The organism is Amycolatopsis sp. NPDC005003, from assembly GCF_053600695.1.
Genome location: NZ_JBSGAI010000001.1, coordinates 17679 through 44025 on the forward strand (window position 1 = coordinate 17679; position 26347 = coordinate 44025).

At 72.3% G+C, this 26347-nt stretch carries 29 protein-coding genes; 15 read left to right on the forward strand and 14 right to left on the reverse strand.

Translation table 11 applies throughout. The features are described 5' to 3' along the window. Positions 1-12 precede the first annotated feature (12 nt). Both ACWED2_RS00085 and sigK read right to left on the reverse strand, forming a co-directional pair. Entirely contained in the window at positions 13-693 is a 681-nt protein-coding gene (locus ACWED2_RS00085) for an anti-sigma factor (RefSeq protein ID WP_449688212.1), read from the reverse strand. Continuing rightward, positions 690-1286: an ECF RNA polymerase sigma factor SigK gene (gene sigK / locus ACWED2_RS00090; protein WP_449688213.1), complete on the reverse strand. Its 597-nt coding sequence runs from the start codon at positions 1284-1286 to the stop codon at positions 690-692. The genes ACWED2_RS00085 and sigK overlap by 4 nt, the downstream gene beginning before the upstream one ends. Before the next feature lie 334 nt (positions 1287-1620). Here sigK and ACWED2_RS00095 point away from each other — a divergent pair, with 334 nt between their 5' ends. Both ACWED2_RS00095 and ACWED2_RS00100 read left to right on the forward strand, forming a co-directional pair. Continuing rightward, on the forward strand, positions 1621-2034 hold the full coding sequence (locus ACWED2_RS00095; protein WP_449688214.1) for an SsgA family sporulation/cell division regulator: 414 nt from the start codon (positions 1621-1623) through the stop codon (positions 2032-2034). Between the two features lie 16 nt (positions 2035-2050). Then, positions 2051-3409: a class I adenylate-forming enzyme family protein gene (locus tag ACWED2_RS00100; protein ID WP_449688215.1), complete on the forward strand. Its 1359-nt coding sequence runs from the start codon at positions 2051-2053 to the stop codon at positions 3407-3409. Here ACWED2_RS00100 and ilvD read toward each other — a convergent pair. Next, on the reverse strand, positions 3388-5079 hold the full coding sequence (ilvD, locus tag ACWED2_RS00105; RefSeq protein WP_449688216.1) for a dihydroxy-acid dehydratase: 1692 nt from the start codon (positions 5077-5079) through the stop codon (positions 3388-3390). The genes ACWED2_RS00100 and ilvD overlap by 22 nt on opposite strands. Positions 5080-5193: 114 nt before the next feature. Between ilvD and ACWED2_RS00110 the strand changes: the two genes are divergently transcribed. Both ACWED2_RS00110 and ACWED2_RS00115 read left to right on the forward strand, forming a co-directional pair. Further along, on the forward strand, positions 5194-6270 hold the full coding sequence (locus ACWED2_RS00110; protein ID WP_449688217.1) for an NAD(P)H-dependent amine dehydrogenase family protein: 1077 nt from the start codon (positions 5194-5196) through the stop codon (positions 6268-6270). Beyond that, positions 6267-6752, forward strand: a complete 486-nt coding sequence (locus ACWED2_RS00115) for a carboxymuconolactone decarboxylase family protein (protein WP_449688218.1) — start codon at positions 6267-6269, stop codon at positions 6750-6752. The genes ACWED2_RS00110 and ACWED2_RS00115 overlap by 4 nt, the downstream gene beginning before the upstream one ends. 34 nt (positions 6753-6786) lie before the next feature. On the opposite strand, the gene ACWED2_RS00120 is transcribed toward ACWED2_RS00115, so the two are convergent. Continuing rightward, positions 6787-8349: a GMC oxidoreductase gene (locus ACWED2_RS00120; RefSeq protein WP_449688219.1), complete on the reverse strand. Its 1563-nt coding sequence runs from the start codon at positions 8347-8349 to the stop codon at positions 6787-6789. Positions 8350-8572: 223 nt separating this feature from the next. Between ACWED2_RS00120 and ACWED2_RS00125 the strand changes: the two genes are divergently transcribed. From ACWED2_RS00125 to ACWED2_RS00135, 3 genes are all read left to right on the forward strand, one after another. After that, on the forward strand, positions 8573-8926 hold the full coding sequence (locus tag ACWED2_RS00125; protein ID WP_449688622.1) for an RNA-binding S4 domain-containing protein: 354 nt from the start codon (positions 8573-8575) through the stop codon (positions 8924-8926). 155 nt (positions 8927-9081) lie between these two features. Beyond that, entirely contained in the window at positions 9082-9582 is a 501-nt protein-coding gene (locus tag ACWED2_RS00130) for a sigma-70 family RNA polymerase sigma factor (protein ID WP_449688220.1), read from the forward strand. After that, positions 9579-9881 (forward strand): cupin domain-containing protein, encoded by a 303-nt coding sequence (locus ACWED2_RS00135; protein WP_449666721.1) that lies wholly within the window; start codon positions 9579-9581, stop codon positions 9879-9881. The genes ACWED2_RS00130 and ACWED2_RS00135 overlap by 4 nt, the downstream gene beginning before the upstream one ends. Before the next feature lie 3 nt (positions 9882-9884). On the opposite strand, the gene shbA is transcribed toward ACWED2_RS00135, so the two are convergent. Then, positions 9885-10514, reverse strand: a complete 630-nt coding sequence (shbA, locus tag ACWED2_RS00140) for an RNA polymerase sigma factor ShbA (protein WP_449688623.1) — start codon at positions 10512-10514, stop codon at positions 9885-9887. Positions 10515-10749: 235 nt separating this feature from the next. Next, on the reverse strand, positions 10750-11745 hold the full coding sequence (locus tag ACWED2_RS00145; RefSeq protein ID WP_449688221.1) for a hypothetical protein: 996 nt from the start codon (positions 11743-11745) through the stop codon (positions 10750-10752). 316 nt (positions 11746-12061) lie between these two features. On the opposite strand from ACWED2_RS00145, the gene ACWED2_RS00150 reads away from it, so the two are divergent. After that, complete coding sequence (locus tag ACWED2_RS00150; protein ID WP_449688222.1) at positions 12062-12238, forward strand: hypothetical protein; 177 nt, start codon at positions 12062-12064, stop codon at positions 12236-12238. Positions 12239-12244: 6 nt separating this feature from the next. Here the strand turns inward: ACWED2_RS00150 and sigJ are convergent, their stop codons facing one another. Together sigJ and ACWED2_RS00160 are read right to left on the reverse strand one after the other, a co-directional pair. Then, entirely contained in the window at positions 12245-13111 is an 867-nt protein-coding gene (gene sigJ / locus ACWED2_RS00155; RefSeq protein ID WP_449688223.1) for an RNA polymerase sigma factor SigJ, read from the reverse strand. Further along, positions 13108-13635: a hypothetical protein gene (locus ACWED2_RS00160; RefSeq protein WP_449688224.1), complete on the reverse strand. Its 528-nt coding sequence runs from the start codon at positions 13633-13635 to the stop codon at positions 13108-13110. Before ACWED2_RS00160 ends, sigJ begins: the two co-directional genes overlap by 4 nt. A 204-nt stretch (positions 13636-13839) precedes the next feature. Between ACWED2_RS00160 and ACWED2_RS00165 the strand changes: the two genes are divergently transcribed. Next, on the forward strand, positions 13840-16167 hold the full coding sequence (locus ACWED2_RS00165) for a putative bifunctional diguanylate cyclase/phosphodiesterase (protein WP_449688225.1): 2328 nt from the start codon (positions 13840-13842) through the stop codon (positions 16165-16167). A gap of 31 nt (positions 16168-16198) precedes the next feature. On the opposite strand, the gene ACWED2_RS00170 is transcribed toward ACWED2_RS00165, so the two are convergent. Then, complete coding sequence (locus ACWED2_RS00170; RefSeq protein ID WP_449688226.1) at positions 16199-17026, reverse strand: cyclase family protein; 828 nt, start codon at positions 17024-17026, stop codon at positions 16199-16201. Positions 17027-17108: 82 nt separating this feature from the next. Here ACWED2_RS00170 and ACWED2_RS00175 point away from each other — a divergent pair, with 82 nt between their 5' ends. Beyond that, positions 17109-17534 (forward strand): DUF5709 domain-containing protein, encoded by a 426-nt coding sequence (locus ACWED2_RS00175; RefSeq protein ID WP_449688227.1) that lies wholly within the window; start codon positions 17109-17111, stop codon positions 17532-17534. Position 17535: 1 nt separating this feature from the next. Here the strand turns inward: ACWED2_RS00175 and ACWED2_RS00180 are convergent, their stop codons facing one another. Continuing rightward, a complete protein-coding gene (locus ACWED2_RS00180) occupies positions 17536-18582 on the reverse strand; it encodes a hypothetical protein (protein WP_449688228.1) in 1047 nt (348 codons plus the stop codon). Continuing rightward, on the reverse strand, positions 18579-18953 hold the full coding sequence (locus tag ACWED2_RS00185; RefSeq protein ID WP_449688229.1) for a MerR family transcriptional regulator: 375 nt from the start codon (positions 18951-18953) through the stop codon (positions 18579-18581). Before ACWED2_RS00185 ends, ACWED2_RS00180 begins: the two co-directional genes overlap by 4 nt. A gap of 54 nt (positions 18954-19007) precedes the next feature. Here ACWED2_RS00185 and ACWED2_RS00190 point away from each other — a divergent pair, with 54 nt between their 5' ends. Then, the gene (locus ACWED2_RS00190; RefSeq protein WP_449688230.1) at positions 19008-20171 is read left to right on the forward strand and encodes an MFS transporter; all 1164 of its coding nucleotides are present in this window, start codon (positions 19008-19010) and stop codon (positions 20169-20171) included. A 47-nt stretch (positions 20172-20218) separates the two neighbouring features. Here the strand turns inward: ACWED2_RS00190 and ACWED2_RS00195 are convergent, their stop codons facing one another. Next, the gene (locus tag ACWED2_RS00195) at positions 20219-21412 is read right to left on the reverse strand and encodes a glycoside hydrolase family 18 protein (RefSeq protein ID WP_449688231.1); all 1194 of its coding nucleotides are present in this window, start codon (positions 21410-21412) and stop codon (positions 20219-20221) included. A 164-nt stretch (positions 21413-21576) separates the two neighbouring features. Between ACWED2_RS00195 and ACWED2_RS00200 the strand changes: the two genes are divergently transcribed. Next, positions 21577-21966, forward strand: coding sequence for a hypothetical protein (locus ACWED2_RS00200; protein ID WP_449688232.1), 390 nt, complete (start codon positions 21577-21579; stop codon positions 21964-21966). Positions 21967-21971: 5 nt separating this feature from the next. Here the strand turns inward: ACWED2_RS00200 and ACWED2_RS00205 are convergent, their stop codons facing one another. Continuing rightward, on the reverse strand, positions 21972-23318 hold the full coding sequence (locus tag ACWED2_RS00205) for a pyridoxal phosphate-dependent decarboxylase family protein (RefSeq protein WP_449688624.1): 1347 nt from the start codon (positions 23316-23318) through the stop codon (positions 21972-21974). An 82-nt stretch (positions 23319-23400) separates the two neighbouring features. On the opposite strand from ACWED2_RS00205, the gene ACWED2_RS00210 reads away from it, so the two are divergent. Beyond that, positions 23401-23934, forward strand: coding sequence for a GNAT family N-acetyltransferase (locus tag ACWED2_RS00210; RefSeq protein ID WP_310967351.1), 534 nt, complete (start codon positions 23401-23403; stop codon positions 23932-23934). On the opposite strand, the gene ACWED2_RS00215 is transcribed toward ACWED2_RS00210, so the two are convergent. Beyond that, positions 23924-24391 carry a nitroreductase family deazaflavin-dependent oxidoreductase gene (locus ACWED2_RS00215; protein ID WP_449688625.1) on the reverse strand — a complete coding sequence of 156 codons (468 nt, stop codon included), beginning with the start codon at positions 24389-24391 and terminating at the stop codon, positions 23924-23926. The genes ACWED2_RS00210 and ACWED2_RS00215 overlap by 11 nt on opposite strands. 42 nt (positions 24392-24433) lie before the next feature. On the opposite strand from ACWED2_RS00215, the gene ACWED2_RS00220 reads away from it, so the two are divergent. Together ACWED2_RS00220 and ACWED2_RS00225 are read left to right on the forward strand one after the other, a co-directional pair. Next, positions 24434-25063 carry a class I SAM-dependent methyltransferase gene (locus ACWED2_RS00220; RefSeq protein WP_449688233.1) on the forward strand — a complete coding sequence of 210 codons (630 nt, stop codon included), beginning with the start codon at positions 24434-24436 and terminating at the stop codon, positions 25061-25063. A gap of 95 nt (positions 25064-25158) precedes the next feature. Continuing rightward, entirely contained in the window at positions 25159-26337 is a 1179-nt protein-coding gene (locus ACWED2_RS00225; protein WP_449688234.1) for a PucR family transcriptional regulator, read from the forward strand. The last annotated feature ends 10 nt before the right edge of the window (positions 26338-26347 follow it).

The window sequence follows — 26347 nt, forward strand, 5'->3', positions numbered from 1 at the left end:
GCCGACCGCGCGCTACGCAAGGGAGATCCTGGTGACGGCGGGGGTCGTCGGGCCGGCCGAACCACCGGCGGGCTCGACGGTGATCCCGATCCGGTCGACGTCGGCGGGCAGCTCGGCCACGAGCATCCGCTGCGACGCCTCGGACGTCATCAGCCCGGCCGACCGCGCGCCCCCGCTGCCGATCAGCCACACCTGGTAGACGTGGCCGGCGTCGAGCGCGGGCAGGTCCGACGCGAGCAGCACGGCCTGGTGCCGGCTGCGGGAGACGACGAGCGTGGCGTGCCCCTCGCCGGTCCCCTCGATCGCGGACGCGTCCGGCGCGCTCAGCACCGCGTCGACCGGTGCGGGTGTCCCGGTGACGCCGAGCAGGACGGCCACCAGCGCCGCGGCGGCCGCCCCGAACAGCGACACGCGCAGCTGCCACGTCTTGGCCCGGCTGAGCCGCCGGACGACCGGCAGCTTCGGCGGCAGCTGGCGGGTGCGGGCGACATCGGCGAACACCACCAGCTTCAGCGACGGCGGCGGGTCCACCGCGGCGGCCACGCCGAGCCGCGCGCCGGTCGCCCGCAGCTCCGCCACCTCCTGGCGGCAGGCGGCGCATTCGCCGAGGTGCCGTTCGAACTCGGCGCGCTCCACATCGGACACGGCGTCCAGTGCGTACGCCCCGGTCAGCGTGTGCAGTTCGGCGGTCATCGGTCCACCCCCAGGCAGTCGCGCAGCCGGATCAGGCCGTCGCGGATGCGGGTCTTGACCGTGCCCGGCGCGACCTTCAGCACCTCGGCGACCTCGGGGTAGGTGTAGCCGTTGTAGTAGGCCAGCACGATCGACTCGCGCTGCAGGTCGGTCAGCGCGGCCAGGCACTGCCGCACCCGCTCCTGCTCCAGACCGGCCAAAGTGGACTCGGTGACCTCGTCGAACGGCCGCCGCACGTCCATCAGACCGGCCCGCTCTTCCCGGTCGACGCCGGCCTGGTGCGAGCGCACGCGGTCCACGGCCCGGCGGTGGGCGATGGTCAGCACCCACGACAGCGCGCTGCCGCGCTCCGGCTCGTACCGCGTGGCCTTGCGCCACACCTCCACCAGCACCTCCTGCGCCACTTCTTCGGCCTGCGCGTGACTGCGCAGCACGCGCGTCGCGAGGCCGAGCACCGGACCGGCGACGAGGTCGTAGAGCGACGCGAACGCCGTCTCGTCGCCCGCCGCCACCCGCGCGAGCAGCTCTTCGGCGCTCGGCGCGAGCGCCGGCACCTCGTCCGGCGGCAGCCGCAGCCACCCACGCTCACCCATGCCCAGTCCTCCAGTCACCCCTGACTCGTGGTGGGTTCGCGGCCGGACGGCGGAGCGGACTGGTGGCCGGTGGCCTTTCCCACCCGGACGGCGCAAATCCGGCGCGGGGACCCATCCGGCGGCGGCGCGGCTCCGAATGCCAAGGGTGCCGGGGATGAGTCACCGGCGGTGACCGTGTGTGAGGGAGTTGCCCGATCGGCCACGCCGACGGTGACCTCGGACACTTCTTGATCACCCTGGCGTGTGAAAGTTTTTCGGAACACTGGGCGTTGAACTGACTATGGGTTATCCCTGGAAGCAGCGGAAGTTAACCGACGAGTAGCAAAGAGGTCCCATGACCGACCCGCACAGCGTGACCAGCGCCCGCATCGACTTCGCCCTGCGCACCTTCGGGGCCGGGCCGCGACCGGTGCCGGCCGAGCTGGAGTACGACACCCGCGAGCCGTACGCGGTCGCCGTGGTGCTGCACGCCGGCCCGAGCGCGGTCCGGTGGCTCTTCGGCCGCGACCTCCTGTCCGACGGCCTGCTCGCCCGCTGCGGCGACGGCGACGTGCGCATCGGCCCGGCCGGCGACCCCACGCTGGTGGTCGTGGAGCTGAGCTCCCCCGACGGCGCCGCGGTGCTCGAGGCCCCCGCCAAGGAGATCGCGGCCTTCCTCGACCGCACCTACGACGTCGTCCCGGCCGGGAGCGAGACCGACTGGTTCGACTTCGACGAGGAAATGGCGAAGCTTTCCTACCAGGACTGAGTTAGCGTCCCCGGGCGTGAGCTTCTTCCTGACGAAGGTCCTCGCCGCGCTCGAGGACGGCGGTGACCGCGTCCTGTTCCACGCCGGTGACGGAGTCACCACCTACCACCAGGCGCGCGACCGGCTGCGCCGCCTGCACGGCGGCCTCGGCGAGGTCGAAACCCTCGCCGTCGACCTGCGCAACCGGCCCGAGACGGTCCTCGTCCAGCTGGCGGGCCTCCTGCGCGGCGCGACCGTCCTGATGGTCCCCGCCTCGGCCCCGAAAGCCGACCGGCTGGCCGCGGCGAGCGGCGCCACCGTCGTCACCGACCGCCCGCACGCCTGGCCCGCGGGCGACGTCCGCACCCTCGACGACCTCGACGGCGAGCCCGCGCCGCTGCAGCCGCCGGAGACGGTCCGCCTGCTCTTCCCCACCGGCGGCACCACCGGCGCCCCGAAGCTGATCCGGCACAGCGGCATCTACGACGGCATGGCGTACATCTTCACGCCGTCGCCGGACGGCCCCGGCCGCACGCTGCTGGTCGCACCGATGACGCACATGACCGGCAACGCCACCGTGCTCGGCACCCTGCTGCGGCAGGACACCCTCGTCGTCCACGACGGTTTCGACGCGGGCGCCGTCCTCGGCGCGATCCAGGAACACCGCATCGACACGCTCTCGCTGACCCCGCCGCGGCTGGCCGCCGTCCTGGACCACCCGAAGCGCCCGGAGACCGACCTCAGCAGCGTCCGCTCGCTCTCCCTCGGCGCCGCGCCGCTGCCGCCGCACCGGCTCGCGCAGGCCCTCGACGTCTTCGGCCCGATCGTCGGCCAGGGCTACGGCCTCACCGAGGCCCCGATGATCGCGAGCATCTCCGCCGCCGAGCTGCTCGGCCACCCGGAGCGGCTGGGGTCGGTCGGCCGGATCGTACCCGGCATGGAGGCCCGCCTCACCGCCGACGGCGAGGTCGAGGTGCGTGGACTGTCCATGATGGACGGTTACCTCGGCGGCCCGGACATCGGCGCGGGCTGGCTGCGCACCGGCGACCTCGGCCGCTTCGACGACGAGGGCTACCTCTACCTGCTCGACCGCGCCGACGACGTCGCCGTGGTCGGCGAGCACGGCACGAAGGTCCCCACCACCGTCGTCGAGCACGCCCTCGCGACGCACCCGGCGGTGCGGGGCGCGGCCGTCTTCGGCCGCGGCGACCGGCTGCACGCCGTCGTCGTCGCGACGGGCGAGGTCACCGCGGACGACCTGCAGGCGCACGCCCGGGAGACCTTCGGCCAGGAGCACTACGTCCCGGCCACCGTGGACTTCGTCGACGCGTTGCCGCTCACCGACGTCGGCAAGGTGGACAAGCGCGCCCTCGCTCAGCTCGTGACGGCCCCGTAGGACGACGACCGCACCAGCTTCACGTACTTGCCCAGCACACCTTCCGGGAACTTGTTCGGCAGCGGCTCCCAGCCCTCCCGGCGCCGGGCCAGCTCGGCCGCGTCGACCAGCAGGTCGATGCTGCGCGCCTTGATGTCGACGGCGATCCGGTCGCCGGTGCGGACGAAGGCGATGGGCCCGCCGTCGACCGCCTCCGGCGCGACGTGGCCGATGCACAGGCCGGTGGTGCCGCCGGAGAACCGCCCGTCGGTCAGCAGCAGGACGTCCTTGCCGAGCCCGGCGCCCTTGATCGCCGCGGTGATCGCCAGCATCTCCCGCATCCCCGGGCCGCCCTTGGGGCCTTCGTAGCGGATGACGACGACGTCGCCGGCCTCGATCCGGCCCTCGTTCAGCGCCGCCATCGCTTCCTGCTCGCGCTCGAACACGCGCGCCGGGCCCTCGAAGTTGGCGGTGTCGAAGCCGGCCGACTTCACGACCGCGCCCTCCGGGGCGAGCGAGCCGCGCAGGATGGTGATGCCGCCGGTCGGGTGCAGCGGGTTGTCCAGGCCGCGCAGGACCTCGCCGTCGATCGGGTCCGGGTCGAGCTCGGCCAGGTTCTCGGCCACCGTGCGGCCGGTCACCGTCAGCGCGTCGCCGTGGATCAGTCCCTCGTCCAGCAGGGCCTTCATCAGCACCGGGATGCCGCCGTGGCGGTCGATGTCGTTCATGACGTACTTGCCGAACGGCTTCAGGTCGCCCAGGTGCGGGACGCGGTCGCCGACGCGGTTGAAGTCGTCCAGGGTCAGCTCGACCTTGGCCTCGTGCGCGATGGCCAGCAGGTGCAGCACGGCGTTGGTCGAACCACCGAGAGCCATCACGACGGTGATGGCGTTCTCGAACGCCTCCCGCGTCAGGATGTCCCGCGCGGTGATGCCCTTTTCGAGCAGGCCGACGACGGCTTCCCCGGACAGGTGGGCGTAGTGGTCGCGGCGGCGGTCCGCGGACGGCGGCGCGGCCGAGCCCGGCATGCTCATCCCCATGGCTTCGGCGGCCGACGCCATCGTGTTCGCGGTGTACATCCCGCCGCAGGCGCCTTCACCGGGGCAGATGGCGCGTTCGATGCGGTCGAGGTCGGCGGTCTTCATCCGCCCGGCCCGGCAGGCGCCGACCGCCTCGAAGGCATCGATGAGCGTAACGTCCTTTTCGGTGCCGTCGGTGAGCTTCACCCAGCCGGGGGCGATCGTGCCCGCGTAGAGGAACACCGAGGCCAGGTCCAGGCGCGCGGCGGCCATCAGCATGCCCGGCAGCGACTTGTCGCAGCCGGCCAGGAGGATCGAGCCGTCGAGCCGCTCGGCCTGCATGACCGTCTCGACCGAGTCGGCGATGACCTCGCGGGAGACCAGTGAGAAGTGCATGCCGTCGTGGCCCATGGAGATGCCGTCGGACACCGAGATGGTGCCGAACTGCAGCGGGTAGCCGCCGGCCGCGTGCACGCCTTCCTTCGACGCCTGGGCCAGCCGGTCCAGCGACAGGTTGCACGGCGTGATCTCGTTCCACGAACTGGCGACGCCGATGATCGGCTTCGTCCAGTCGCCGTCGCCCATCCCGACGGCGCGGAGCATGCCGCGCGCGGGCGCGGCCTCGATCCCGTCGGTCACCGTGCGGCTGCGGGGCTTCGGGTCGATCGTCATCGCTGCCCTCCGATACGACGTTCGGGTGCTCGTGCATGTTACCAACGGACGCGCGGTCCGCTGGCCGGAACGATTTCCTACCCGAGCGCGGAACCGCCGGCGAAAACTCGGGCCATGATCTCCACAGTGGTGTGGGGCACGGGCAACGTGGGCCGGGCGGCAATCCGGGCCGTCGACGCCCACCCGGCGCTGGAACTGACCGCGGTGCTCGTCCACGACCCGGCGAAGGTCGGCAAGGACGCCGGCGAGCTGGCCGGCGTCGGCGCGCTGGGTGTCGCCGCGACGGACGACATCGAGGCCGTCCTGGCGGCGAGCCCCCGCGCGGTCGTGTACGCCGCTTCGGGTGACGTCCGGTTCGACGACGCGCTCGCCGACATCGTGCGGGCGGTCGGAGCGGGCGCGGTCGTCGTGACACCGGCCCTGTACCCCCTCTACGACCAGCGGAACGCACCGCCGGAGCTGCGGGACCCGGTGCTCGCGGCGATCAAGGACGGCGGCGGGTCGCTGTTCGTCTCCGGCGTCGACCCCGGCTGGGGCAACGACGTGCTGCCGCTGCTGGTCAGCGGGCTCGGCACCGACGTCGACGTCGTCCGCTGCCAGGAGATCTTCGACTACTCGACCTACGAGCAGCCCGACTCCGTCCGGTACCTGGTCGGGATGGGCCAGCCGATGGAGTATGACCCGCCGATGCTGATGACCGGCGTGCCGTCGATGGTGTGGGGCGGGCAGGTCCGGCTGATCGCGCGCGGCCTCGGCGTCGAGGTCACCGAGCTGCGCGAGACCCTCGACCGGCGTCCGCTCGACGAGACCGTGACCACGCGGACCATGGGCGAGTTCGAAAAGGGCACGCAGGGCGCGGTGCGGTTCGAGGTGCAGGGCATCGTCGACGGCGAGCCGCGGATCGTCATCGAGCACGTGACGCGCATCCACCCGTCGTGCGCGCCGGACTGGCCGACGCCACCCAGCGGCGACGGCGCGCACCGCGTGATCATCGAAGGCCGGCCGCGCATCGAGGTCACCGTCGAGGCGACCGACGAAGGCGAGAACCGGTCGGCGGGCGGCAACGCCACCGCCGTCGGCCGCCTGGTCGGCGCCATCGACTGGCTGGCCGCGGCCGAACCCGGCCTCTACGACGCACTCGACGTCCCGCTGCGCCCGGCAGCCGGCAAGCTCGGAAGGAGCCGTCCGTGAACATCGACATCCCCGCGGGCAAGGACCCGATCGGGTACGTCTGGGGCGAAATGGTGCCCGGCATCGGGATCGCCGCGTCGAAGTTCTCGCTGGCCGTGTACGAGCACACGACGCTGGGCCTGCGGGAGTTCGAAGCCGCGCGGCTGCGGATCGCCCAGATCAACGGCTGCGTCTTCTGCCTCGACTGGCGCACCGAGCGCGACGGCGTCAAGGTCGAGCCGGAGTTCGCGGACGCGGTGTCGGAGTGGCGCACCACGGACCGCTTCGACGAGCGGACGCGGCTGGCGGCGGAGTACGCCGAGCGGTACGCGACCGACCACCACAGCCTGGACGACGAGTTCTGGAAGCGGATGTCCGCGGCGTACAGCCAGCAGGAGATCGTCGAGCTGAGCATGAGCCTCGGCGCGTGGCTCGCGTTCGGACGGCTGAACCACGTCCTGGGCCTCGACACGGTCTGCGTCCTGCCGTCCCACCGGTCGTGAGGGGCGGGGGCGGCGCCCCTCACGAGACAGCGGGTCAGAAGTCCTGCGCGATGATCTTTTCGATGTTGCGTTCCGCCAGTGCGGTGATGGTGACGAACGGGTTGACGCTGGTGTTGCCCGGGATCAGCGAGCCGTCGATCGCGTACAGGCCCTGGTACCCGGCGAGCCTGCCGTAGTTGTCGGTCGCCTTGCCGAGCACCGCGCCGCCGAGCGGGTGGTAGGTGAGGTGGTCGCCCCAGGTCTTGTACACGCCGAAGAGGTCGGTCCGGTAGATCGTGCCTTCGGTTGCGTTGATCTTGTCGAAGATGGTCTTCGCCATGTCGATCGACGGCTGTTTCCACGCCGTCTGCCAGTTCAGCTCCACCGCGCGCGTCGTCGGGTTCCAGGTGAACTGCGCCCGGTTCGGGTTCTTCGTGATCGACAGGTAGAACGACGCCCACGTCTCGATCCCGGTCGGCAGCGGCGCGACCTCCGCGAAGGCCCCGCCCGCGTTCCAGTTGTCGATGCCGCCGCACGGGATGGTCGACTGGGAGGCCCCGGTGGGGTCCCAGATCTGGTTGGCGCGCCCGACCATCACGTTCCCGTTGTCGCCCCAGCCCTTGCCGACCTCGCCGTTCAGGTTGGGCAGCGCGCCGGTCGCCTTCAGCTTCACCAGCAGCTTGCTGGTGCCGACGCTGCCCGCGGCGAAGAACACCGTGTCCGCGGTGACGGTCTTGGTCGTGGACACCGCGCCGGCGGTGGTGAGCTGCTCGATCGTCACGATGTAGCCGCCGCCCGCGGCCGGCACCACCTGCGTCACGCGGTGCAGCGGCGAGATGGTGACCCGGCCGGTCGCGGCGATCTTCGGCAGGTAGGTCTTCTGCAGCGACTTCTTGCCGTAGTTGTTGCCGAACAGGATTTCCCCGGCCAGCGCCGACTTCGTGGCGGTGCCCGCCGCCTCGCGTTCCATGTAGTCCCAGTCGTACACGTCCGGGACGAACACGAACGGGAACCCGGACCGCTGGGCCTGTTTCCGGCCGACGCGGGCGAACTGGTACCAGTCGGTGCTGTCGAACCAGGCCGGGCGGATGCTGGCGACCCCGAGACCGGCGTTGGCCCGCGGGTAGTAGACGTCGTACATCTCGTTCGCGTCGACGGTGGGCAGGATGGCGCCGAAGTTCTCCCGCTTCGGCGTGACGGCCATGCCGCCGTTGACGAGCGAGCCGCCGCCGACGCCGCGGCCCTGGTACACGGTGATCCCGCTGAACTCCTCGGCGTCGAGGATGCCCGTGTAGCGCGGGATGTCCTTGTCGATCGGGAACCCGAGGAAGTTGGAGAACGGCTGCTTCGTCCTGGTGCGCAGCCAGAACGACCGCTGGTCCGGGTTGGGCGTGGCGCAGAAGATCTTGCCGTCCGAACCGGGGGTGTCCCAGGCCATGCCCATCTCGACCATCTGCACGTCGATGCCGGCCTGGGCGAGCCGGAGGGCGGCGACCGACCCGCCGTACCCGGTGCCGATGACCAGCGCGGACACGCGGGCGCCGTCGGAAATGGCGGCGGCCGCGGCCGGCTGGGCCGACGCGGCCGCGGCTCGGCCACCCAGCGCGGCACCGGCCAATATAGAACCGGTTCCTGCAATGAAGAGGCGACGGGAAACAGAGCCAGAAGTTGTTCTCCACATGGGTTCGTCACTCATGCTTTGTTCCTCACCGTTGAGGTATTTAGAACAAGTTATAGCTCTACGGTGAAGACAAGTCGACATATACCCACGAGTAACCTGGCGGGGCTGCGGGGTGGTGCCGCTGAATGGGCCATGATGGACGACTGTGGAGTCCACCCGAGTGGACCGCTGGCTCTGGGCGGTCCGGCTGACGAAGACCCGCCCGGATGCCGCGGCGGCCTGCCGCGGCGGCCACGTGCGCGTGAACGACAAACCGGCCAAGCCGGCGACCACGGTCGTCCCGGGTGACGAAGTGCGGCTGCGCGTCGGCGGGACGACGAAGGTGCTCGACGTGGTCAGGGTGATCCAGAAGCGCGTGGGCGCCCCGGACGCGGCAACGTGCTACGTGGACCGGACGCCGAAGCCGCCGCCGGAGACGGCGATCCCGGTGGCCCGCCGCGACCGCGGCGCGGGCCGGCCGACCAAACGGGAACGCCGGGTACTGGACGCGTTCCGCTCCCGGCAGGAGCCTTAGGAGCCGCCCCCACGGCCCGTCAAGACTAGGTCATCTCCCCCGTCGATCAACGGATCGTCGCCGCCCTCGCCGCTTCTCCGGAAATAGCCGGGAATCCGCGTCGGCGAGGTCGGTCCCGGTGGGATTCGGGTAGTTCCCCGCTCGGGAGGGAAGCCATGACCACCACCTCGGACCACCTGCTGGCCGAAGCCAGGCCGCTCGTGGAGCGCTATTGCCGCGCCCGGCTGGACCCGGACTCGGCCGACGACGTCGCCCAGGACGTCTGCGTCGCACTCATCAGGGCCCTGCCGCGGCGGCGGCCGGAACGGCCCTTCCCCGACTTCGTCTGCGGGATCGCCCGGAACAAGGTCGCGGCCGCGCGCAAGGCCGCCGCGCGGCAGGACGAGCCGGTGGCCGAGCTGCCCGACGAGCCCGACGCGTCGCTGGGGCCCGAACACCAGGCGCTGCGGCGCGAGCTCCGCGAACGGATGGCGAACCTGCTGGGCGTGCTGCCGCGCAAGCAACGGGAAATCGTCGTGCTGCGCGTGGTCGTCGGCCTGAGCGCGGAGGAGACCGCGGCCGCGGTCGGTTCGACGCCGGGCGCGGTCCGCGTCGCCCAGCACCGCGCGCTCGACCGGCTCCGCCGGGTCGTCACGACGGCTACCCTGGCCAGGTGAGCGACAGCGAGAATTTCGAAGGACGCGACGTCGGGTCCGGGATCTCGGTCATCCGCGAAAGCACGGACGTCGTCGGCTCCGGACCGCGGCTGCACCGGCACCCCTACACCGAGACGTTCGTCATCATCCGCGGCCGGGCGCGCTTCACCGTCGGCGACGAGGAGCGCGACGGCGGTGCCGGGGACGTGCTGGTCGTCCCGGCCGGCACGCCGCACAAGTTCGCCGTGCTCGGCCCCGGCGTCTACGAGGCCGTGCACATCCACGAAAGCGACCACTTCATCACCGAATGGCTCGAGTGACGCCTAAAGCCCGCGCTCGCCGATCATGCCGCGCAGCTTCGACAACGCGCGGAACTGCGTGATGCGGACGTTGCCGGCGGAGATGCCCAGCGCCTCCGCCGTCTCGTTCGCCGACAGGCCCGCGACGATCCGCAGCGACAGGATGTCCTGGTGCAGCGGCGGCAGCGACGCCAGCAGCCGGCCCAGCCGGGCCCCGAGGTCGAGCTCGAGGACGTGGTTCTCCGGCTCGTTGCCGCCCAGCGGGCGGTCCGGCAGCTCCGGCACCGGCTTCGACCGGTCCCTGGCCACCGAGCGGAACGCGTCGGCGACCTTGTTCGCCGCGATCGCCCGCACGAGGTACAGGAACGAGCCCCCGCGGTCCTGGTAGTTCGGCAGCACCTTCAGCACCGCCAGGCACACCTCCTGGGCGACGTCGTCGGCCGAGAGGTACGACAGGTCCCGGCCGCCGATCCGCGCCCGGCAGTAGCGCACGACCGTCGGCTTGATGAGCAGCAGCAGCGCCTGGACCGCGTCCGGGTCGCCGTCGCGCGCCGCCTCCACCACCGGGTCGAGCCGCTCCTTCGCGAGGCCGCCCTCCGGCCTCGGCGAATCCTCCAGCACGGTGTAGCCGTCAACGGCCGCCTCCGCGATCATGGTCTCCACGGGCCCTCCTCTGTCCGCCGCCGGTGCCGGGGTCCGTCCACAACGGACAGCGTGCCGCCTCGACGATTCCCGGTCCGACATATGGCGTAATCGAGGCGCTGACCAGCAACGTTGCACTGTGGTAGTGGTTGTCCAGCTATTGTCCGTTAACTGTTCACCACGACTCCGGAACGATCGCCGGGCACCGGCGGGACACCGGACAAATCGTGGACAGAACCTGGAAGAATCAGGCCCAGCGGATTCCGTAGGCGAAGCCGGGGGCGAGGTCCCGAAACCGGACGTGCACCTCGCCGGCGTCGTCGGCGGTCAGCGTGGCGCCGGCTCGCCACCGGTCGTCCGCGGCGGCCGGGGAAACCTTTTCCTGGCACACGATCCGCTTCGGTACGTGTTCACCGAACCGGACGTGCAGATCGAAAAGATCGCACGGGTGCCGGGGCACGCACACGTAACGCGGTTCTCGCAGGTTCGCCCGGAATCGCAGCCCGACCTCGTGCCGCTCCCCGCGGCGCAACGGCTCCGGCAACCGCAACGCCAGCCCGATCCGGTCGGTCGATTCCATCACCCGGCCGGCGAGCACACCTCCGTGAAACACGTCGACGCCGAGATCGGACGTGTGTACCGAATCGCCCGATTCGCCGGTCACCGGCAACGTCAGCGCCAAGTCGAGCACGGCGATTTCGTCGGCGTCGGCAACCACCCGCCGGAATTCGAACGCCTCCGGCACCGGTTGGTCGAGGGCCAGCGTGACGCGCAGTTCTTCGGTGTGCCAGCCACGGCCCGGATAGTGCCGGGGCACCGGCACGGCCGCCGCGACGGCCAGCGCGGCGATCTGCTCGATCCCCTCGTCGATCCGCCGCCGGACCGTGCGGTCGTCCCGGTCGAGCGTGATCGCCGCCCAGTGGACCCGCTCCTGGTAGAACGGTTTCCGCGCCCGCTCGTCGAGCGCGAACGCGGCCAGCAGAGCGATCTTCAGATCGTCCGGCAACGACTCGACCAGCGGCCGCAATCGGTCGGACAGCTTACGCCGCATCTCCACGGTTCCGTCATCTTCGAGAATGCCACAAGTGGAGCGCAATGCGGGCCCGATCCGATCCGCGAGCGGTGTCGTGAAAATTGCCCTCCCTTTGCGCAGGGCCTTGAGTTCGCCGACCACGTCCGCCGCACTGAGGCTCACCGTTACCCTCCCCTTCCACGCACGGAGGTCAATGTTCGCCAGCGCCACCAGCGATGTCCAGTCGATCACGCTCCGGCAAACGGATCGTTATCCCGCGGTTTCCTTTTCCGCCATTCGGGTAACGTCGAAACTTGTTGGCGTTGTGTTCACAAGGACCGCATTGCGCCGCAACGATTTCCCGGCGGAAACTCACGCGGTCACCGCTGTCGAACGCGTCGAAATGACGAACGCGTGTTCGTCTCCGCGCCGCCCTTTCCGCCGGGGTCACGTTCACCCGGGCGGCCCACCACCCCCGCGGGTGAACGTGACCAGGCCGTTGCCGCGGCACCGGTTGACGACGGGCCCGCGGGGGTACTTGTTGATCATGAGCCCGAGGATGTGGCGCTTGCTGATCTCGGGGTCGTTGCGGCTGTTCCTGATCAGCGCCGTGCCGGCCGCCGCGCACCTGTCCGTGCTCGCCGGACTGGCGGCGGCGGTGATCGCGTTCGTCGTACCGGCGCCGCACAGCCGGCACGACGACCGCGCCGGCCCCGGCGGCTAGCGCTCCTCAGGCGGGCTGCCAGCGGCGGAGCTTCTCGGGGTTCCGCACCGCCCAGATCCGCCGGACCAACGCCCCCGCCACCTCGAACGCCATGACGGCCACAATGGCGCCGTCCCGCCACGCGACCAGGCCCGGCCGGCCGTTGACGGCGGTCTCCTCCAGCGTCAGCGCCGGGATCCGGCCGGTCAGGTCCACGGCGTAGCGCGCGACCCGCTCGCCGCCCGCGATCGGACGCCGGACCGCGCCGGCCAGCCCGCCGCCGTCGGCGACGACGGTGGCCTCCGGGTCGAGGATGCCGACCAGCCCTTCGATGTCCCCCGCCGCCCAGGCCACCTTGAAGGCGCGGACCACCTCGGCGCTCTCCCGGGCCGGCGCCGGGGCGCGGGCCGCCCGGACCCGGCGCCGCGCGGAGGACGCCAGCTGCCGGCACGCGGCGGCCGTCCGGCCGAGGACCGCCCCCACCTCGGCGAACGGGTAGCCGAAGACGTCGTGCAGGACGAAGGCCACCCGCTCGGCCGGGGTCATCGACTCCAGCACGACCAGGAACGCCATCGTGATCGACTCGTCCAGGGTGACGCGCTCGGCCGGGTCGGCGAGCGCGCCCGGCTCCCCGGGCAGCGGCTCCGGGAGCCACTCGCCGACGTACCGCTCCCGCCGCACGCGGGCCGAGCCGAGCAGGTCGAGGCAGATGCGGCTCGCCACCGTCGTCAGCCACGCACCCGGCGACCCGATCGCGTCCCGCTGCGGCCCGGACAGGGCGTACCACCGGCCGTAGGCTTCCTGGACGACGTCCTCGGCGTCGCTCATCGAGCCCAGCAGGCGGTAGGCGAGGCCGGTCAGCCGCCGCCGTTCGGCCGTGATCGCGCCGGTCATGATCCCCCCTCGGTGTCCAGCACTGTGACGAATCGCCGGGGCGGGTTGTGACACGCCCGCTCATCCGCGGCGCCGCACGCACCGGCCGCGCAGCACCACCGCCGCCGGGGCGCCCGGCGCCAGGGCACCCAGTCCCAGGTACTCCCGCGCGCTCCACGACGCCGCCGCCGGCGCGTCGTGCGGCCGGACCCCCGCGGCCACCAGCGCCCGGATCTCCGCGACGATCCGCCGTGCGGCAGGGAATCCGTGCCCGCCGGCACGCGCACCCCGGCTTCCGCCGCGGCCGCCGCCACCGCGCGCCGCTCAGGAACCACCTCCGGGCCGGGCTGTCCGGCCGCTGTGTCCTCCCCGAACCACGGCGGCGGCTCGCCCGGCAGCCCGGGCGAGCGGATCAGCGTGACGCCGGCGTCGACGTGCTGGTGCAGCCGCTCGTCCATCGGCTGGTCGGGCTCCACGGCGCCGGGGTGGGTGTGCGCGTCGACCAGGTCGGGTACCAGCCAGGCCCTCGCCCACCAGGGTCGCACCCGGCACCGGGTCGGTCGTCCAGCGGTCGCCGTCGGCGCAGAGGTCGACGTACTCGCCGCTCGGCAGCGCGTACCCCCGGGTGCGGGTGATCACCACGCCGACCGTACCCGCGTACGCAGCGCCCATGCCGGTGCGCTTGTGGATGATCACGCCCGGTGTACTGTTTGCCGGTCCTACCGGCGTGCGTGACCGCGTGAGGTGCCATGACAGTGCGGCGGTACCCAGTGGCCATCCTGCTCGTCTTCGTCACGGCGGCGCTGATCGTGGTCAACGGCTTCGCCTTCTGGGGCGACACCTTCGCCCTGTGGGTCGACGACGTCATGCAGCTGAGCGCCGGGATCACCGGCGTCGTCTGCGGGATCGTCGTCGCGCGCCGCGTCCGCGGGCACCAGCGCTGGTGGCGGGTGCTGGTCGCGGCCGGCATGACCTGCTGGTCGCTCGGCCAGTGCGTCTGGTCCTGGTACCAGCTGGTCGACGGCCGGGGGCTGCCCTCGCCGTCGCTGGCCGACGTCGGGTACCTGAGCTTCCCCGTGTTCGCCCTCGCCGCCCTGTTCGTGCTCGCGCACGCGCGGGCGCGGCCGGACCGGGAACGCTGGCAGCCCGCCCAGTGGACCGCGCACTTCGGCGTCGCGGTGGTGCTCGACGGGCTCGTCGTCACCGGCTCGCTGTTCATCCTCACCTGGACCGCCGCGCTCGGGCAGGTGGTCCAGGCCACCGGGCCGGACGCGCTGACCTGGGCCGTCGCCATCGCCTACCCGCTGTCGGACCTGGTCGTCGTGGTCGTCGCCGTGCTGCTGGTCGTGTTCGACCGGGTGGACCGCCCGTACCGCGCGAACCTGCTGCTGGCCGCCGTCGGGATCGTCGCGCTGGCCTGCTCCGACAGCGTGTTCGCCTACCTGGTCAGCATCGGCGCGGAGAGCATGAAGCCGTGGTCGGACGCCGGGTTCGTGCTCGGCCCGCTGTTCATCGCCTTCGCCCTGCTGGTCACGCCCAATACGCGGCGGCGGGACGACGGCGGCCAGCCGGTCGGCGTCGACTGGTGGCAGGTGGCGCTGCCGTACCTGCCGGTGACCGCGGTCGCGCTGCTGATCACCGTGCAGGTCGTGGCCGGCGCCGGCCCGGACGCCGTCGAGGTGTACGTCGGCGTGCTCGTGGTGTTCCTCGTGCTCGCCCGGCAGCTGCTTTCCCTGCTGGACAACAGGTTGCTGCTGCGCCGGGTGTACGAGGGCCAGCAGCAGCTGACCCACCAGGCCTACCACGACCCGCTGACCGGGCTGGCCAACCGCGCGCTGTTCGCCGACCGGCTGGACCGGGCCGTGGAGCAGGGCACCGAAGGCGGGCACGGGCCGCTCGTGCTGATCTTCGTCGACCTCGACGACTTCAAGGAGGTCAACGACCGGTTCGGGCACGCGGGCGGGGACGTCCTGCTGCACGCGGTCGCCCAGCGGCTGCTGAGCTGCGTCCGGGCGGGCGACACGGTGGCGCGCCTGGGCGGCGACGAGTTCGCGATCCTCCTGGAAGGCGAGGTCGACGCCCCGCAGGCGGTCGCCGACCGGATCCAGAGCGCGCTGCGGCGGCCGTTCGCGGTGCACGGCACGCTGGTCGGAGTCCGCGCGAGCATGGGACTGGTGGTGCCGGACCCGGCCGAACCGGCGGTGACGGCGGACGTGCTGCTGGGCCGCGCGGACACGTCGATGTACGCGGGCAAACGGCTCGGCAAGGACACGACGGTCGTGTACCACCCGTCGCCGGACGGGCCACCCGACTTCCCGTCGGCGCTGCGCCGCGCGGGCGGAGGTCTCCCGGAGGGCTTCGCGCTGGTGTTCCAGCCGATCGTCCGATTGGCCGACGAGACGCCGGTGGCGGTGGAGGCGCTGGCCCGCTGGACCACGCGGGACGGCACCGCGGTGTCGCCCGAGACGTTCGTCCGCGCCGCCGAGGGCGCCGGGCTCGGCGCGGAACTGGACGCGCTGGTGCTGGACCTGGCCTGCCGCGAGATCACCGCGGCCGGCGTCGACCTCACGGTGCACGTCAACGTGTGCGCGAGCCGGCTCGGCGCGGCCGCGCTGGAACAGAGCGTCGGCTCCGCGCTGGACCGGTACGGCCTGCCCGCCGAACGCCTGATCCTCGAGGTCACCGAGACGGTGCCGGTGCCGGACCTGGCGGCGGGCGCGGCCGCGATCCGCCGCCTGCAGGACCTGGGCGTCCGGGTGGCGCTCGACGACTTCGGCGCCGGGTACAGCTCGCTGACGGTGCTGCACGCGCTGCCGGTCGACCTGATCAAGCTGGACCGCGCGCTGACGACGGGAGTACGCCCGGACCGCGACGCGGCGCTGTGCCGGTCACTGGTCGGCCTGTGCGCCGACCTGGAGGTGGCGGTGGTCGCCGAGGGCATCGAGACGGCCGAGCAGGCCGAACTGGTCACCCGGGCGGGCTGCACGACCGCCCAGGGCTACCACTTCGGCCACCCGGCCCGGCTCTCGGCCCTCCGGCTGAGCAGTCTGCCGCGGCCGGTCGTGAGTGGTAATTAGGGTTCTAACCCCAATTACCACTCACGAGGACTCAGCCCGCCTGCACCCCTGGCGGCAGCACGCCGAAGATCGTCGCCGTGGAGCCCGCGCCCTTGCGGTTGATCGGGCCGCCCGCGAGCACCCAGGCGCCGGTCGCCGGGAGGGCCTTGAGGTTCGCCAGGATCTCCAGGCTGATCCGGTGGCGCCGGTAGACCAGCTTGGACACGGTGTACGTCTCGTCGGTGCCGACGTCCGGGCTGAACGTGTCGGTGCCCGTTCCGCCGCGGCGGCCCAGGCGTCCGGTGTCGATCAGCCACTGCACCGCCGGGATCGAGAACCCCGGCTGGTGCAGCACGCCGTCCGAGCCGGTGTTCGGGAAGGCCGGCGTGCCCCACTTGGCGTCCCACCCGGTCCACAGCACCACGACGGACTCGTTCGGGATCCGGCCGTACCGCTTCTCCCACGCCTTCAGGTCGTCGATCGTCACGGCGTAGTCGGGGTCGTGCGCCGCCTTCGCCCGGACGTCGATCTTGACGGCCGGGCGGAACAGGTCCGCCGGGTCCATGTCGTCGGCGAGCGGTTCCCCGGTGTTGAAGTGCCCGGGCGCGCCCCAGTGCGTCCCGGTGTGCTCGCCTTCGCGGACGAACTGCAGGTAGTAGCCGTCTTCGGGGATGGTGGCGATGGTCTCCAGCTCGAAGGCCGGGTCCCCGGGGAAGACGTTGGTCGTGGCCGGGTCGTTGACGTGCGACAGGTTGACCAGGTTCAGCTGGTCCAGCCGCACCGGCGGCACGGTCGCGGCGGCTTGGGCCGTCCGTCCGGACAGCGCGGCACCGAACACCCCGGCCAGCCCCGCGGCCAGCACCCTGCGTCTCATCGGCATGAGGGATCACCTTTCAGCCTTGTTTGCACGGTCATATCACCCGGGCTGGGCGAGGCCAATGAGTTGCGCGAAGATGTTCCTCGTGGACAACGACATCGATGACAACGCCGACGACGGCATCCTCGACCCCGAGGACACTTTGGACGACCGCGACGAGCTCGCGGAGGGTTATTCACCCCCGGAACGCGCGCAGGCAACGGAAGGCTGGGGCACCACCGCCCGCGAGACGGCGGAGGGCGAAAGCTGGGCGGGCCGGCTCGCCCGCGAGGTTCCCGACCTGGCCGACGACCTCGACGACGACGGGCTCGGCGACACCGAGGACACCGACGGCGAGCTGATCGACGACGAGGTCGGCGACGTCCGCGCGGGCCGCCTGGTCGCCACGGACGAGGGTTTCGGCGAAGACACCGACGAAGAGCTGTACGCCTCGGACGCCGGCATCGACGGCGGCGCGGCTTCGGCGGAGGAAGCGGCCGTGCACGTGATCGACCCGTCCCGCCGCTGGTGAGCTAGAAGAAGCTCCGGAACGGACCGTCGTCCGCGGGCGGCTCGACAGCCGGCGGAGGTGCCGTCACCGGCGGCAGCACGGGCTCTGGCGGCCCGAGCTCCACCGGTTCTTCCTCGACGGCCTCGGCCACCGCGGGCTCGGCTGGCTCGTCCACCGCGGGCTCGGCCGGTTCGTCCACGGCGCCGGGGTCGACCGCCTCCTCCGGGAGCTTCTCCAGCGCCCCGCGCGGCTCGGCCTTCAGGAAGGACGAGAGCAGGTCGGTGAGGTCCAGCGCACGCACGTCGACGACCTCGCGGATCTTCTGCTCGTTGCCCCGGCCGTACGCCGAGGCGATGGTGTCCTCCAGCGCCTCCGGCGGCACGGGCTTGTTCTCGTTGCTCGTCACGTCCAGCGCCGCGTACAGCGCGGCCGCGTCCCGCTCGAACACCTTGCGGACCATCTTGTGCAGTTCCCGCTCGACCGCGTCGACCTTGCCCTCGCGGAGCTTGTCCACCACCGCGCGGTCGACGGGCCCGAGCGCGACCTCCGGCCCCTTCACGACGTGCCGGAACACGTTGCGCTGGTGGTTGAAGTCCCCGACCTGCACGCCGCGCGAGTTCCAGATCGCCACCTTCGTGCGGCCCTGCACCGGCGACTCCGGCTGCGGCAGGCTCGCTGCCAGCGCACGGGCCAGCGTCTTGTCCAGGGTGATCCGGACGTCCTCGACCCGGAACTTGTGGATGTTCGTCTGCGAGTTCCAGTTCCCCAGCTGGATGCCGGCGCAGTTCTTGACGACGAGCGCGTTCGGCGGCAGCAGCCCGGTGACGCCCTCGGCCGCCAGCGTGGCCGGAACGTCCACGACCTGCGCTTTCAGGTCCGCGGTGGGGAAGAACGCGGCCTGCGTCGCCGCGGCCCACTCCTCGACGACCTTCGGGGCGACGACGGCGACCGGGGTGCCGTTCCACAGCGCGTCGACCAGCGGCGCGTCCGGGTCGGCCACCGGGCGGGAGAGTTCCCGCCAGGGCACCGGTTCCAGGAGCCAGTCTTCGCCGGAACCTTCGTCCGTCATCGGCCGGCCGGGTCGTACCCGCGGACCGCGGCCAGGTACTCCCCGATCGCGTCGCGGTTGCGCAGCAGGCATTCCGCCCGCCTGGTCATCCGGTCGCGCTCGGCCTCCAGGGTGGCGATCATCTCCGGCGTCGCGTCCGGGAAGTAGATCGCCCGCGGCTTGTCCAGGCAGGGCAGGATCTGCTTGATGATCCGGGTCGGCAGGCCGGCGTCGAGCAGGCCGCGCACCTGGATCACCCGGTCGACGGTCGGCTCGTCGTAGTCCCGGTAGCCGTTCGGGCCGCGGCTTGCGATGATCAGGCCCTGCTCCTCGTAGTACCGGAGGAGCCGCCGGGACGTGCCCGTGCGCTCCGAGAGCTCGCCGATCCGCATGTGCCCCACCTCACATAGACCTTCACACGGGTGTGAGGGTTCGAGCATAGCGGCATGACGAGCCTCAGCACCCGCGCTTTCCCGCTCACCGCCCTCCTCGCCCTGACCACCGCCGCGTTCGTCACCGTGCTCACCGAGGCGCTGCCCGCCGGGGTGCTGCCCGGGCTGAGCGCCGGCCTCGGCGTCGGCGAAGCCGCGGCCGGCCAGGCCGTGACGATCTACGCGCTCGGCACCGCCCTGACCGCCATCCCGCTGTCGGCCGCCACCGCGAGCTGGCCCCGCAAACGCTTGCTGCTCACCGGGGTCGCCGGGTTCGCGGTGGCGAACACCGTTACGACGCTGTCGCCGGACTACGCGCTCACGATGGTGGCGCGCTTCGTCGCCGGGGTGGCCGCGGGCGTCGTCTGGGCCCTGCTCGCCGGGTACGCGCGCCGGCTCGTCCCGGACGGGGCGGGCAAGGCCATCGCGATCGTGATGGCCGGCATCCCGCTGGCCCTCTCGCTCGGCATCCCGGCCGGCACGTTCCTCGGCGGCCTGCTCGGCTGGCGCTGGGCGTTCGGCGTCATGTCGGCCATCGCGGCGGTGCTGCTCGCCTGGATCGCCGCGGCGGTGCCGGACCAGCCGGGGCGTCCGGCCGGCCGGACGCCGGTGCTGCGCACGCTCACCGTCCCCGGCGTGGTGCCCGTGCTCGTCGTGACGCTCGTGTTCGTGCTGGCGCACACCGTGCTCTACACCTACGTCGCCGCCTTCCTCGGCCACGTCGGGATGGGCGGCGCGGTCGACGCCGTCCTGCTGGTGTTCGGGATCGCGTCGATGGCGGGCATCGGCGTCGTCGGCGCCCGGATCGACCGCGCGCTGCGGGCGCTGACGGTGGCGAGCACCCTCCTGGTCGCGCTGGCCGCGACCCTGCTGGCGGTGTTCGCGGGCAGCCCGGCGCTGGTCTACGCCGCGGTGGCGCTCTGGGGGCTCGGCTGGGGCGGCGTCCCGACCCTGCTGCAGACGGCGGCCGGGAACGCCGGCGGCGAGGCGGCGGACAACGCGCAGGCCATGCTGGTCACGCTGTGGAACGCCGCGATGGCCGCGGGCGGGGTGGCCGGCGGGGTCCTGCTCGACGCCGCCGGGCCGGCGTCCTTCCCATGGACGCTGCTCGTGCTCCTGCTGCCGGTGCTGGCCGTGGTGCTCGGCGCGCGGCGGCGCGGATTCCCCACAAGGTCCTAAGTGGACGAAGGGCCCGGACGCGCTCGCGCCCGGGCCCTCCAGCTCGTTCAGCAGCGGCCCGCGATGGCCCGCAGCAGTTCGGCGTTCGCCGTGTCGCCGGACAGCTCCCAGGCGAACACGCCGCCGAGCCCCTGCGACTTGGCGTAACCGGCCTTGGCCGACGCCGTCTCGGGCGTGTCGTAGCTCCACCACTGCGAGCCGCACTTCGCGTACGCCGTACCGGCGATCTTGCCGTTGGCGGGGCACTTGGTCTTGAGGACCTTGTAGTCCTCGACGCCCGCTTCGTAGGTGCCGGGCGCCGGGCCGGTGGCGGTGCCGCCCGGCTGCTTCTGCGTCACGCCGTCCCAGCCGCGGCCGTAGAACCCCAAGCCCAGCAACATCTTCGACGACGGCACGCCCTGGTGGCGCAGCTTCTGGACGGCCGCGTCGGCGTAGAACCCGGCGGTCGGGATACCCGGGTAGGCGCGCAGCGGCGAGTGCGGCGCGGTCGGCCCGGCCGGGCTGGCGCCGGCCACGAAGTAGTCGTAGGTCATCACGTTGTACCAGTCGAGGTACCGGCTCGCGGCGCCGTACTCGGTCGCGTCGATCTTGCCGCCGGCCGAGCCGTCGGCGGTGATCGCGGCGGTCACCAGCTGGCGCCCGAACTTCGCGCGCAGCGCCTTGACCAGCCCGGTGAACGCCTTGGGCCCGCTGGTGTCGCAGGTGTTGCCGCAGGCGTTCGGGTACTCCCAGTCGACGTCGATGCCGTCGAAGACGCCCGCCCAGCGCGGGTCGTTGACCAGGTTGTAGCAGGATTCCGCGAACTTGGCCGGGTCCTTCGCCGCCTCGGTGAAGCCGGCCGACCAGGTCCAGCCGCCGAAGGACCACAGCACCTTCAGCTTCGGGTGCAGCTTCTTGAGCTGCCGGAGCTGGTTGAAGCTGCCGTGCAGCGCCCCGGGCTCGGTGCTGTCGGCCTGGCCGCTGACGCTCGTCGTGGCGTCGTACGGCATGTCGTGGTCGGCCCACGGGTCGCCGACCGCGCAGCCGCCGCCCGTCACGTTGCCGAACGCGTAGTTGATGTGGGTCAGCTTCGCGGCCGAGCCGGACGTCTCGATGTCCTTCACGTGGTAGCCGCGGGCGTAGACGTCCCAGTCGGCGAAGTAGGCCATCACCTTGCCCTGGGCCTGCCCCGCGTCCGCGGGCGGCGCGACGACGGAGGCGCCGGCGAGTGCGAGCGCGGCGACGGCGATGCGTTTTCTCATGCGGAGCACGGCATTCTCCCATCCGGGCCGGGTGGCCGCGCCGAGGTTAACAGGTCCAGACCATTCCCGGCCAGGGTCAAATCAGTGTCAAATCGGTACGGTCAACGGATTTCCCGATCCTCCCCCAGCCGGGCGCGGATTCACGGACGTGCGATGATCGGCCGATGACCGAGTTCGGCTGCGCCCGCTGCTCCGGCGAAGACGCCCTGACCGCGCTGGCGTTCTGCACGACCCGGCTGAACAAGACCCATCGCCTGGTCGAGCGGTCCCATTTCAGCGTTTCCCTGCGCCGGTGCCCGGAATGCGGCCAGTCGTTCGCCGCGATCTTCACCGAGTTCGTCGATCGGGCGGGTGAAGACGCGCAGTACTTCGACTTCGTCCCGCTCACCACCGCCGAGGTGTCGTCACTGGCCGCGCAGGGCGCCCGCGTCGACCTCGCCGAGCTGGGCGCGCTGGGCAGCGTCCGGCGGCGGCTGTCGTCGAGCTGGCCGACGGGCGGCGAGAAGGAAATCGCCTGGCGGACGGACTCGCTTTCGGTGCGCGAGGGTCACTGACCGGCTCACCGACCGGCCAGGCGGAGGATCGCCGCGGCGCTGCGGTCGACGTCGGCCTCCGTCGTCGACCAGCCGGACACCGAGATCCGCAGGTACCGGCGGCCGTGCCAGGTGGTCCCGCCCAGCCAGCAGGTGCCGTCGTCCTGGACCTTCCGGACGAGGTCGTCGGTGTCGCCGCCGAAGGACACCAGGACCTGGTTGAGCACGACGTCGTTGGCGATCTCGGCACCGCCCTCGGCGAGCTTCGCGGCGAACCGGCGGGCCAGCCGGCAGCAGCGGCCGACGAGTTCGGCGACGCCGTCGCGGCCCAGCTCGCGCAGCGCCGCCCAGACGGCGAACCCGCGGGCGCGGCGTGACGACTCCAAGGTCAGGTCGCCCATGCCGGACACCTCGCCGGCCCCGGTGAGGTAGGCCGCCCGGTAGGAGATCGCCGCGGCGTGGACGTCCGGGCGGGCGCAGAAGACGAAGCCCGAGTCGTACGGGACGTTGAGCCACTTGTGGCCGTCGCAGGCCCAGGAATCGGCGAGTTCGACGCCGTCGAGGAGCGGCCGGGTCTCCGGATCGGCGGCGGCCCACAGGCCGAAGGCGCCGTCGACGTGGAGCCAGGCGCCGGGCGCGGCTTCCCGGGCGGCGCGCAGGTCGTCGCACGCGCCGGTGTTGACGTTCCCCGCCTGCAGGCAGACGATCAGCGGCCCGGTTCCGGCTTCGCACACCTTCCGGAGGTCCTCGACGTCGATCGCGCCCTGCGGGCCGGCTTTGACCGGCTCGACGGCCCGGGTGCCGAAGCCCAGCAGGCGCAGGGTGCGGTCGATGGTGGCGTGCCGTTCTTCGCTCGCGACGACGCGGACGCGCGGGGCACCGGCGAGCCCGTCGCGTTCGACGTCCCAGCCGGCTTCGGCGAGCACGTGGTGCCGGGCGGCGGCGAGGGCGGTGGTGTTCGCGGCCTGGCCGCCGGTGACGAATCCGGCGGAGGCGCTCGCCGGGATGCCGAGCAGCTCCTTCAGCCACTGGCCGGCCACATCTTCGGCGGCGGCCGCGGCGGGCGAGAGGACGGCGTTGAACCCGTTCTGGTCCCAGCCCGCGGCGAGGACGTCGGCGGCGGTGGCGGCGGGGAGGGCACCGCCGATGACGAAGCCGAAGAACCGCGGCCCGGCGGTGGCGACGAGCCCGGGGCCGGCGGCGCGGGCGAGCTGTTCGAGCACTTCGGACGGAGGGCTCGGCTCCTTCGGGAGCGGACCGCCGAAGCCGGCCCGCAGGGCGGCGGGGTCGACGGCCCTGGCGACGGGCCGGTCCGCGAGGGTCGCCCGGTAGCCGGCGGCCAGCTCGGCGGCGCGGGCCAGGAGTGCGTGCATGTCGTCCACGAACCGACTGTAGGCCGGATCCGCTCTCCCGCGGCCGGGAACAATCCGGGGCCTTCCGGCGTAGCGTCCTGGTATGGAGACCCCGTTGAGCACCGACCGGCTCGTGATCCGGGACTGGACGCCTGCCGACGCCGAAGCCGCGTTCGCCATCTACGGCGCGGAAGACGTCACGCACTGGCTGACCCCGGCCATGGACCGCGTCGGCGACATCGGCGCGATGCGCGCGGTGCTGCACGCCTGGCAGGAAGCGCAGCCGAACCTGCCGCCGCCGCGGGGCCGGTGGGCGATCGAGCGCAAAGAGGACGGTGCGGTGATCGGCGGCCTCGGCATCCGGCTGCTGCCGCCGTTCGAGGAGGACCTCGAACTGAGCTGGCAGCTCACCCCCGGCGTCTGGGGCAAGGGCTACGCGTCCGAAGCGGCGACCGCGCTCATCGAGTGGGCCTTCACCCAGGACACCGAAGAGCTGTTCGCCGTCGCGCGGCCGAACAACACGCGGGCGATCGCGGTCGCCAAGCGGCTCGGCATGAACTGGGTCGGCGAGACGGACAAGTACTACAACCTGCGGCTGCAGGTGTACCGGATCCGGCACACCGACCTCATCGGCTGACCGGCTCCAGCAGGAAGACGCGGATGTCCCGGTGCGAAGCCCGCACGGCGTACCGGTCGTACGCGGGCCAGTACGCCGCGACCGCGTCCCACATCTCCTGACGCTCGTCGCCGGTCAGGAGCCGCCCGATGACGTCGATCGTGCGCCCGTGCAGCGCGACCTTCGCCTTCGGCCGGGCCAGCAGGTTCGCCGACCAGGCCGGGTGCGCTTCGCCGCCCCAGTTCGAGCCGATGACGACGTACCCGCCGCCCCGCTCGACGTACAGCAGCGGCACCTGCCGTGGCTCGCCGCTGCGCCGCCCGATCGTGGTGAGCAGCAACGTCCGCAGGCCGACCGCCGCGCCGACGCCGACCCGGCCGCCGCTGATCCGCAGCAGCACCCGGTCGGCGGGCACGAGCGCCCGCCCGAGCACGGCGAACGCCCTGCTCTTGCCGAACCCGGCGAACACACCCCGCAAACCGGTCACGGCGAGATCCTAGGTCCGGCAGGATGGCCGACCGTGACCCGCCCCGAAACCGCCGCCGAGGTCTTCGACGCGCTCGGCACGGACTACGAGCACGCCTTCCGCACCGCGACCGGGCAGCGCGCCGCCCTCACCGACCTGCTCGACGCCCTGCCACCCGAAGCGAAGGTGCTCGACCTCGGCGCGGGCACCGGGCGGCCCACCGCGGAGCTCCTGGTCGCCGCCGGCCACGACGTGACCGGCTACGACGTCGCCCCGGCGATGGTCGAGATCGCGCGGAGCCAGGTGCCCGCCGCCCGGTTCGAGCTCGGTGACATGCGCGAACTGTCCTTCGAGGACGGCACCTGGGACGCGATCACGGCCTTCTTCTCGATGCTCCAGCTGCCGCGGGCCGAGCAGGAAACCATGATCGGGCGGATCGCGCGGTGGCTGAAGCCCGGTGGCCTGCTCGTGTTCGCCACCGTGCCCGCCGACGTCGACGGCGTCGACATCGTCTTCATGGGCCACCCCGTCCGGGCGTACAGTTTCGCCACCGGCCCGCTCGAGGAGCGGCTGCGGGCGGCAGGCCTGGAGATCGTCCAGGCGGACGAGGCCGAGTTCGTGCCCGACCACCCGGAGGCCGGCCCGGAGCCGCACGTCTACCTGACCGCGCGCAAGCCCGGCTGAGCCGTCAAGACCTCACGACGTCGATCACCCAATGGACATGAATTTTACTCAAGTTCGTGCATGTCCCGGGCGGCGGACCCGAGCTAAAGTGAGGGATGGGCATCGAAGCTCTCGCCAGGCCGGTCCCTCGCGAGCACCGTGAGCTGGTGCGCGAGATGCTGGCCCGGCTTCCCGAGTTCGCCGATCGCCTGGCCCGGCTGCTCGGCGAGCAGGACGAGTTCTACCGCCAGGTGGAGGCCGTCGCCCCGGGCGAGCTGCGGCAGGTCTGCCGGGCCAACCTGGAGCGTGCCCTGACGGCGCTGGCCGAGGGGCGCGGCCTCGCCATCGACGCCGCCCGCAAGACCGGGCTCGCCCAGGCGCGCCGGGGCATCCCGCTGCCCGCCGTGCTGCGCGCGTTCCGGATCGGCGGCACCTTCGTCTACGAAGGGCTCCTCGAGCTCGCCGGCCCGGAGTTCCTCAACCCGACCCGGACGATCGAGATCAACTCCTACGTCTGGAAGGCGATCGACCTCTACTCCGAGGCGCTGACCACGGCGTACGAGGAGGTCGCGGCCGAGCCGTCGCACGCGAACGCGCGGCTGCTGGACGACCTGCTGCGCGGCCGGCTGGCCGGCCAGGCCGACATGGAGGCCGCGGCGCGCGAGCTGGGCCTGCCGACCGCGGGGATGTTCGTCGCCGTGGTCACCGAGGGCGTCGAGCCGGACGAGCACGACTCCGTCGAGGCGCTGCTGCGGGCGCGGCGCTGGCGGTCGGCGTGGCGGCCCGGCGGCGAGGCGGGCCTGGTCGTGATCGACCGGATCGAGGACGTCCGGCGGCTGCGCGAGGTGCTGGGCTCCCTGCCGGTCGCGGCCGGGATGAGCAGGCCGTTCAGCAGCTTCCCCGACGTCCCGGACGCCCTGCACCGGGCCCGGATCGCCCGCCGCTCGCTGCCGGCGGGAACGGCCGGTGTCGTGGTGTTCGGCGACTCGCCGGTGACGACGCTGGTCGCGGCCGCGCCCGGGATGGCCCGCGACGTCGTCCGGGCCGCGCTGGCCGGCGTGCTCGCCCTGCCGGCCGCGGAGCGCAAGGTCCTGCTCGACACGCTGCTGGCGTGGTTCGCCGGCCACGGCTCGGCGAAGGAGGCCGCGGACCGGCTGTTCGTGCACCCCAACACGGTCCGCTACCGGCTGCGCCGCGTGCAGGACCTGACCAAGCGCGACCTCACCGACCCCGTGGACGTCGGCGAGCTGTACGTCGCGCTGGAGTCCGTCCGCCTGGATCCAGGGCCGGAATGATCGCTTTTCG

What these genes read in the sequence shown, in the direction of transcription:
- ACWED2_RS00085 (WP_449688212.1), bottom strand. Translation starts at nt 693, where the DNA reads ATGACCGCCGAACTGCACACGCTGACCGGGGCGTACGCACTGGACGCC.
- sigK (WP_449688213.1), bottom strand. Translation starts at nt 1,286, where the DNA reads ATGGGTGAGCGTGGGTGGCTGCGGCTGCCGCCGGACGAGGTGCCGGCG.
- ACWED2_RS00095 (WP_449688214.1), top strand. Translation starts at nt 1,621, where the DNA reads ATGACCGACCCGCACAGCGTGACCAGCGCCCGCATCGACTTCGCCCTG.
- ilvD (WP_449688216.1), bottom strand. Translation starts at nt 5,079, where the DNA reads ATGACGATCGACCCGAAGCCCCGCAGCCGCACGGTGACCGACGGGATC.
- ACWED2_RS00110 (WP_449688217.1), top strand. Translation starts at nt 5,194, where the DNA reads ATGATCTCCACAGTGGTGTGGGGCACGGGCAACGTGGGCCGGGCGGCA.
- ACWED2_RS00130 (WP_449688220.1), top strand. Translation starts at nt 9,082, where the DNA reads ATGACCACCACCTCGGACCACCTGCTGGCCGAAGCCAGGCCGCTCGTG.
- shbA (WP_449688623.1), bottom strand. Translation starts at nt 10,514, where the DNA reads ATGATCGCGGAGGCGGCCGTTGACGGCTACACCGTGCTGGAGGATTCG.
- ACWED2_RS00150 (WP_449688222.1), top strand. Translation starts at nt 12,062, where the DNA reads ATGAGCCCGAGGATGTGGCGCTTGCTGATCTCGGGGTCGTTGCGGCTG.
- sigJ (WP_449688223.1), bottom strand. Translation starts at nt 13,111, where the DNA reads ATGACCGGCGCGATCACGGCCGAACGGCGGCGGCTGACCGGCCTCGCC.
- ACWED2_RS00165 (WP_449688225.1), top strand. Translation starts at nt 13,840, where the DNA reads ATGACAGTGCGGCGGTACCCAGTGGCCATCCTGCTCGTCTTCGTCACG.
- ACWED2_RS00170 (WP_449688226.1), bottom strand. Translation starts at nt 17,026, where the DNA reads ATGCCGATGAGACGCAGGGTGCTGGCCGCGGGGCTGGCCGGGGTGTTC.
- ACWED2_RS00180 (WP_449688228.1), bottom strand. Translation starts at nt 18,582, where the DNA reads ATGACGGACGAAGGTTCCGGCGAAGACTGGCTCCTGGAACCGGTGCCC.
- ACWED2_RS00185 (WP_449688229.1), bottom strand. Translation starts at nt 18,953, where the DNA reads ATGCGGATCGGCGAGCTCTCGGAGCGCACGGGCACGTCCCGGCGGCTC.
- ACWED2_RS00190 (WP_449688230.1), top strand. Translation starts at nt 19,008, where the DNA reads ATGACGAGCCTCAGCACCCGCGCTTTCCCGCTCACCGCCCTCCTCGCC.
- ACWED2_RS00195 (WP_449688231.1), bottom strand. Translation starts at nt 21,412, where the DNA reads ATGAGAAAACGCATCGCCGTCGCCGCGCTCGCACTCGCCGGCGCCTCC.
- ACWED2_RS00200 (WP_449688232.1), top strand. Translation starts at nt 21,577, where the DNA reads ATGACCGAGTTCGGCTGCGCCCGCTGCTCCGGCGAAGACGCCCTGACC.
- ACWED2_RS00205 (WP_449688624.1), bottom strand. Translation starts at nt 23,318, where the DNA reads ATGCACGCACTCCTGGCCCGCGCCGCCGAGCTGGCCGCCGGCTACCGG.
- ACWED2_RS00210 (WP_310967351.1), top strand. Translation starts at nt 23,401, where the DNA reads ATGGAGACCCCGTTGAGCACCGACCGGCTCGTGATCCGGGACTGGACG.
- ACWED2_RS00225 (WP_449688234.1), top strand. Translation starts at nt 25,159, where the DNA reads ATGGGCATCGAAGCTCTCGCCAGGCCGGTCCCTCGCGAGCACCGTGAG.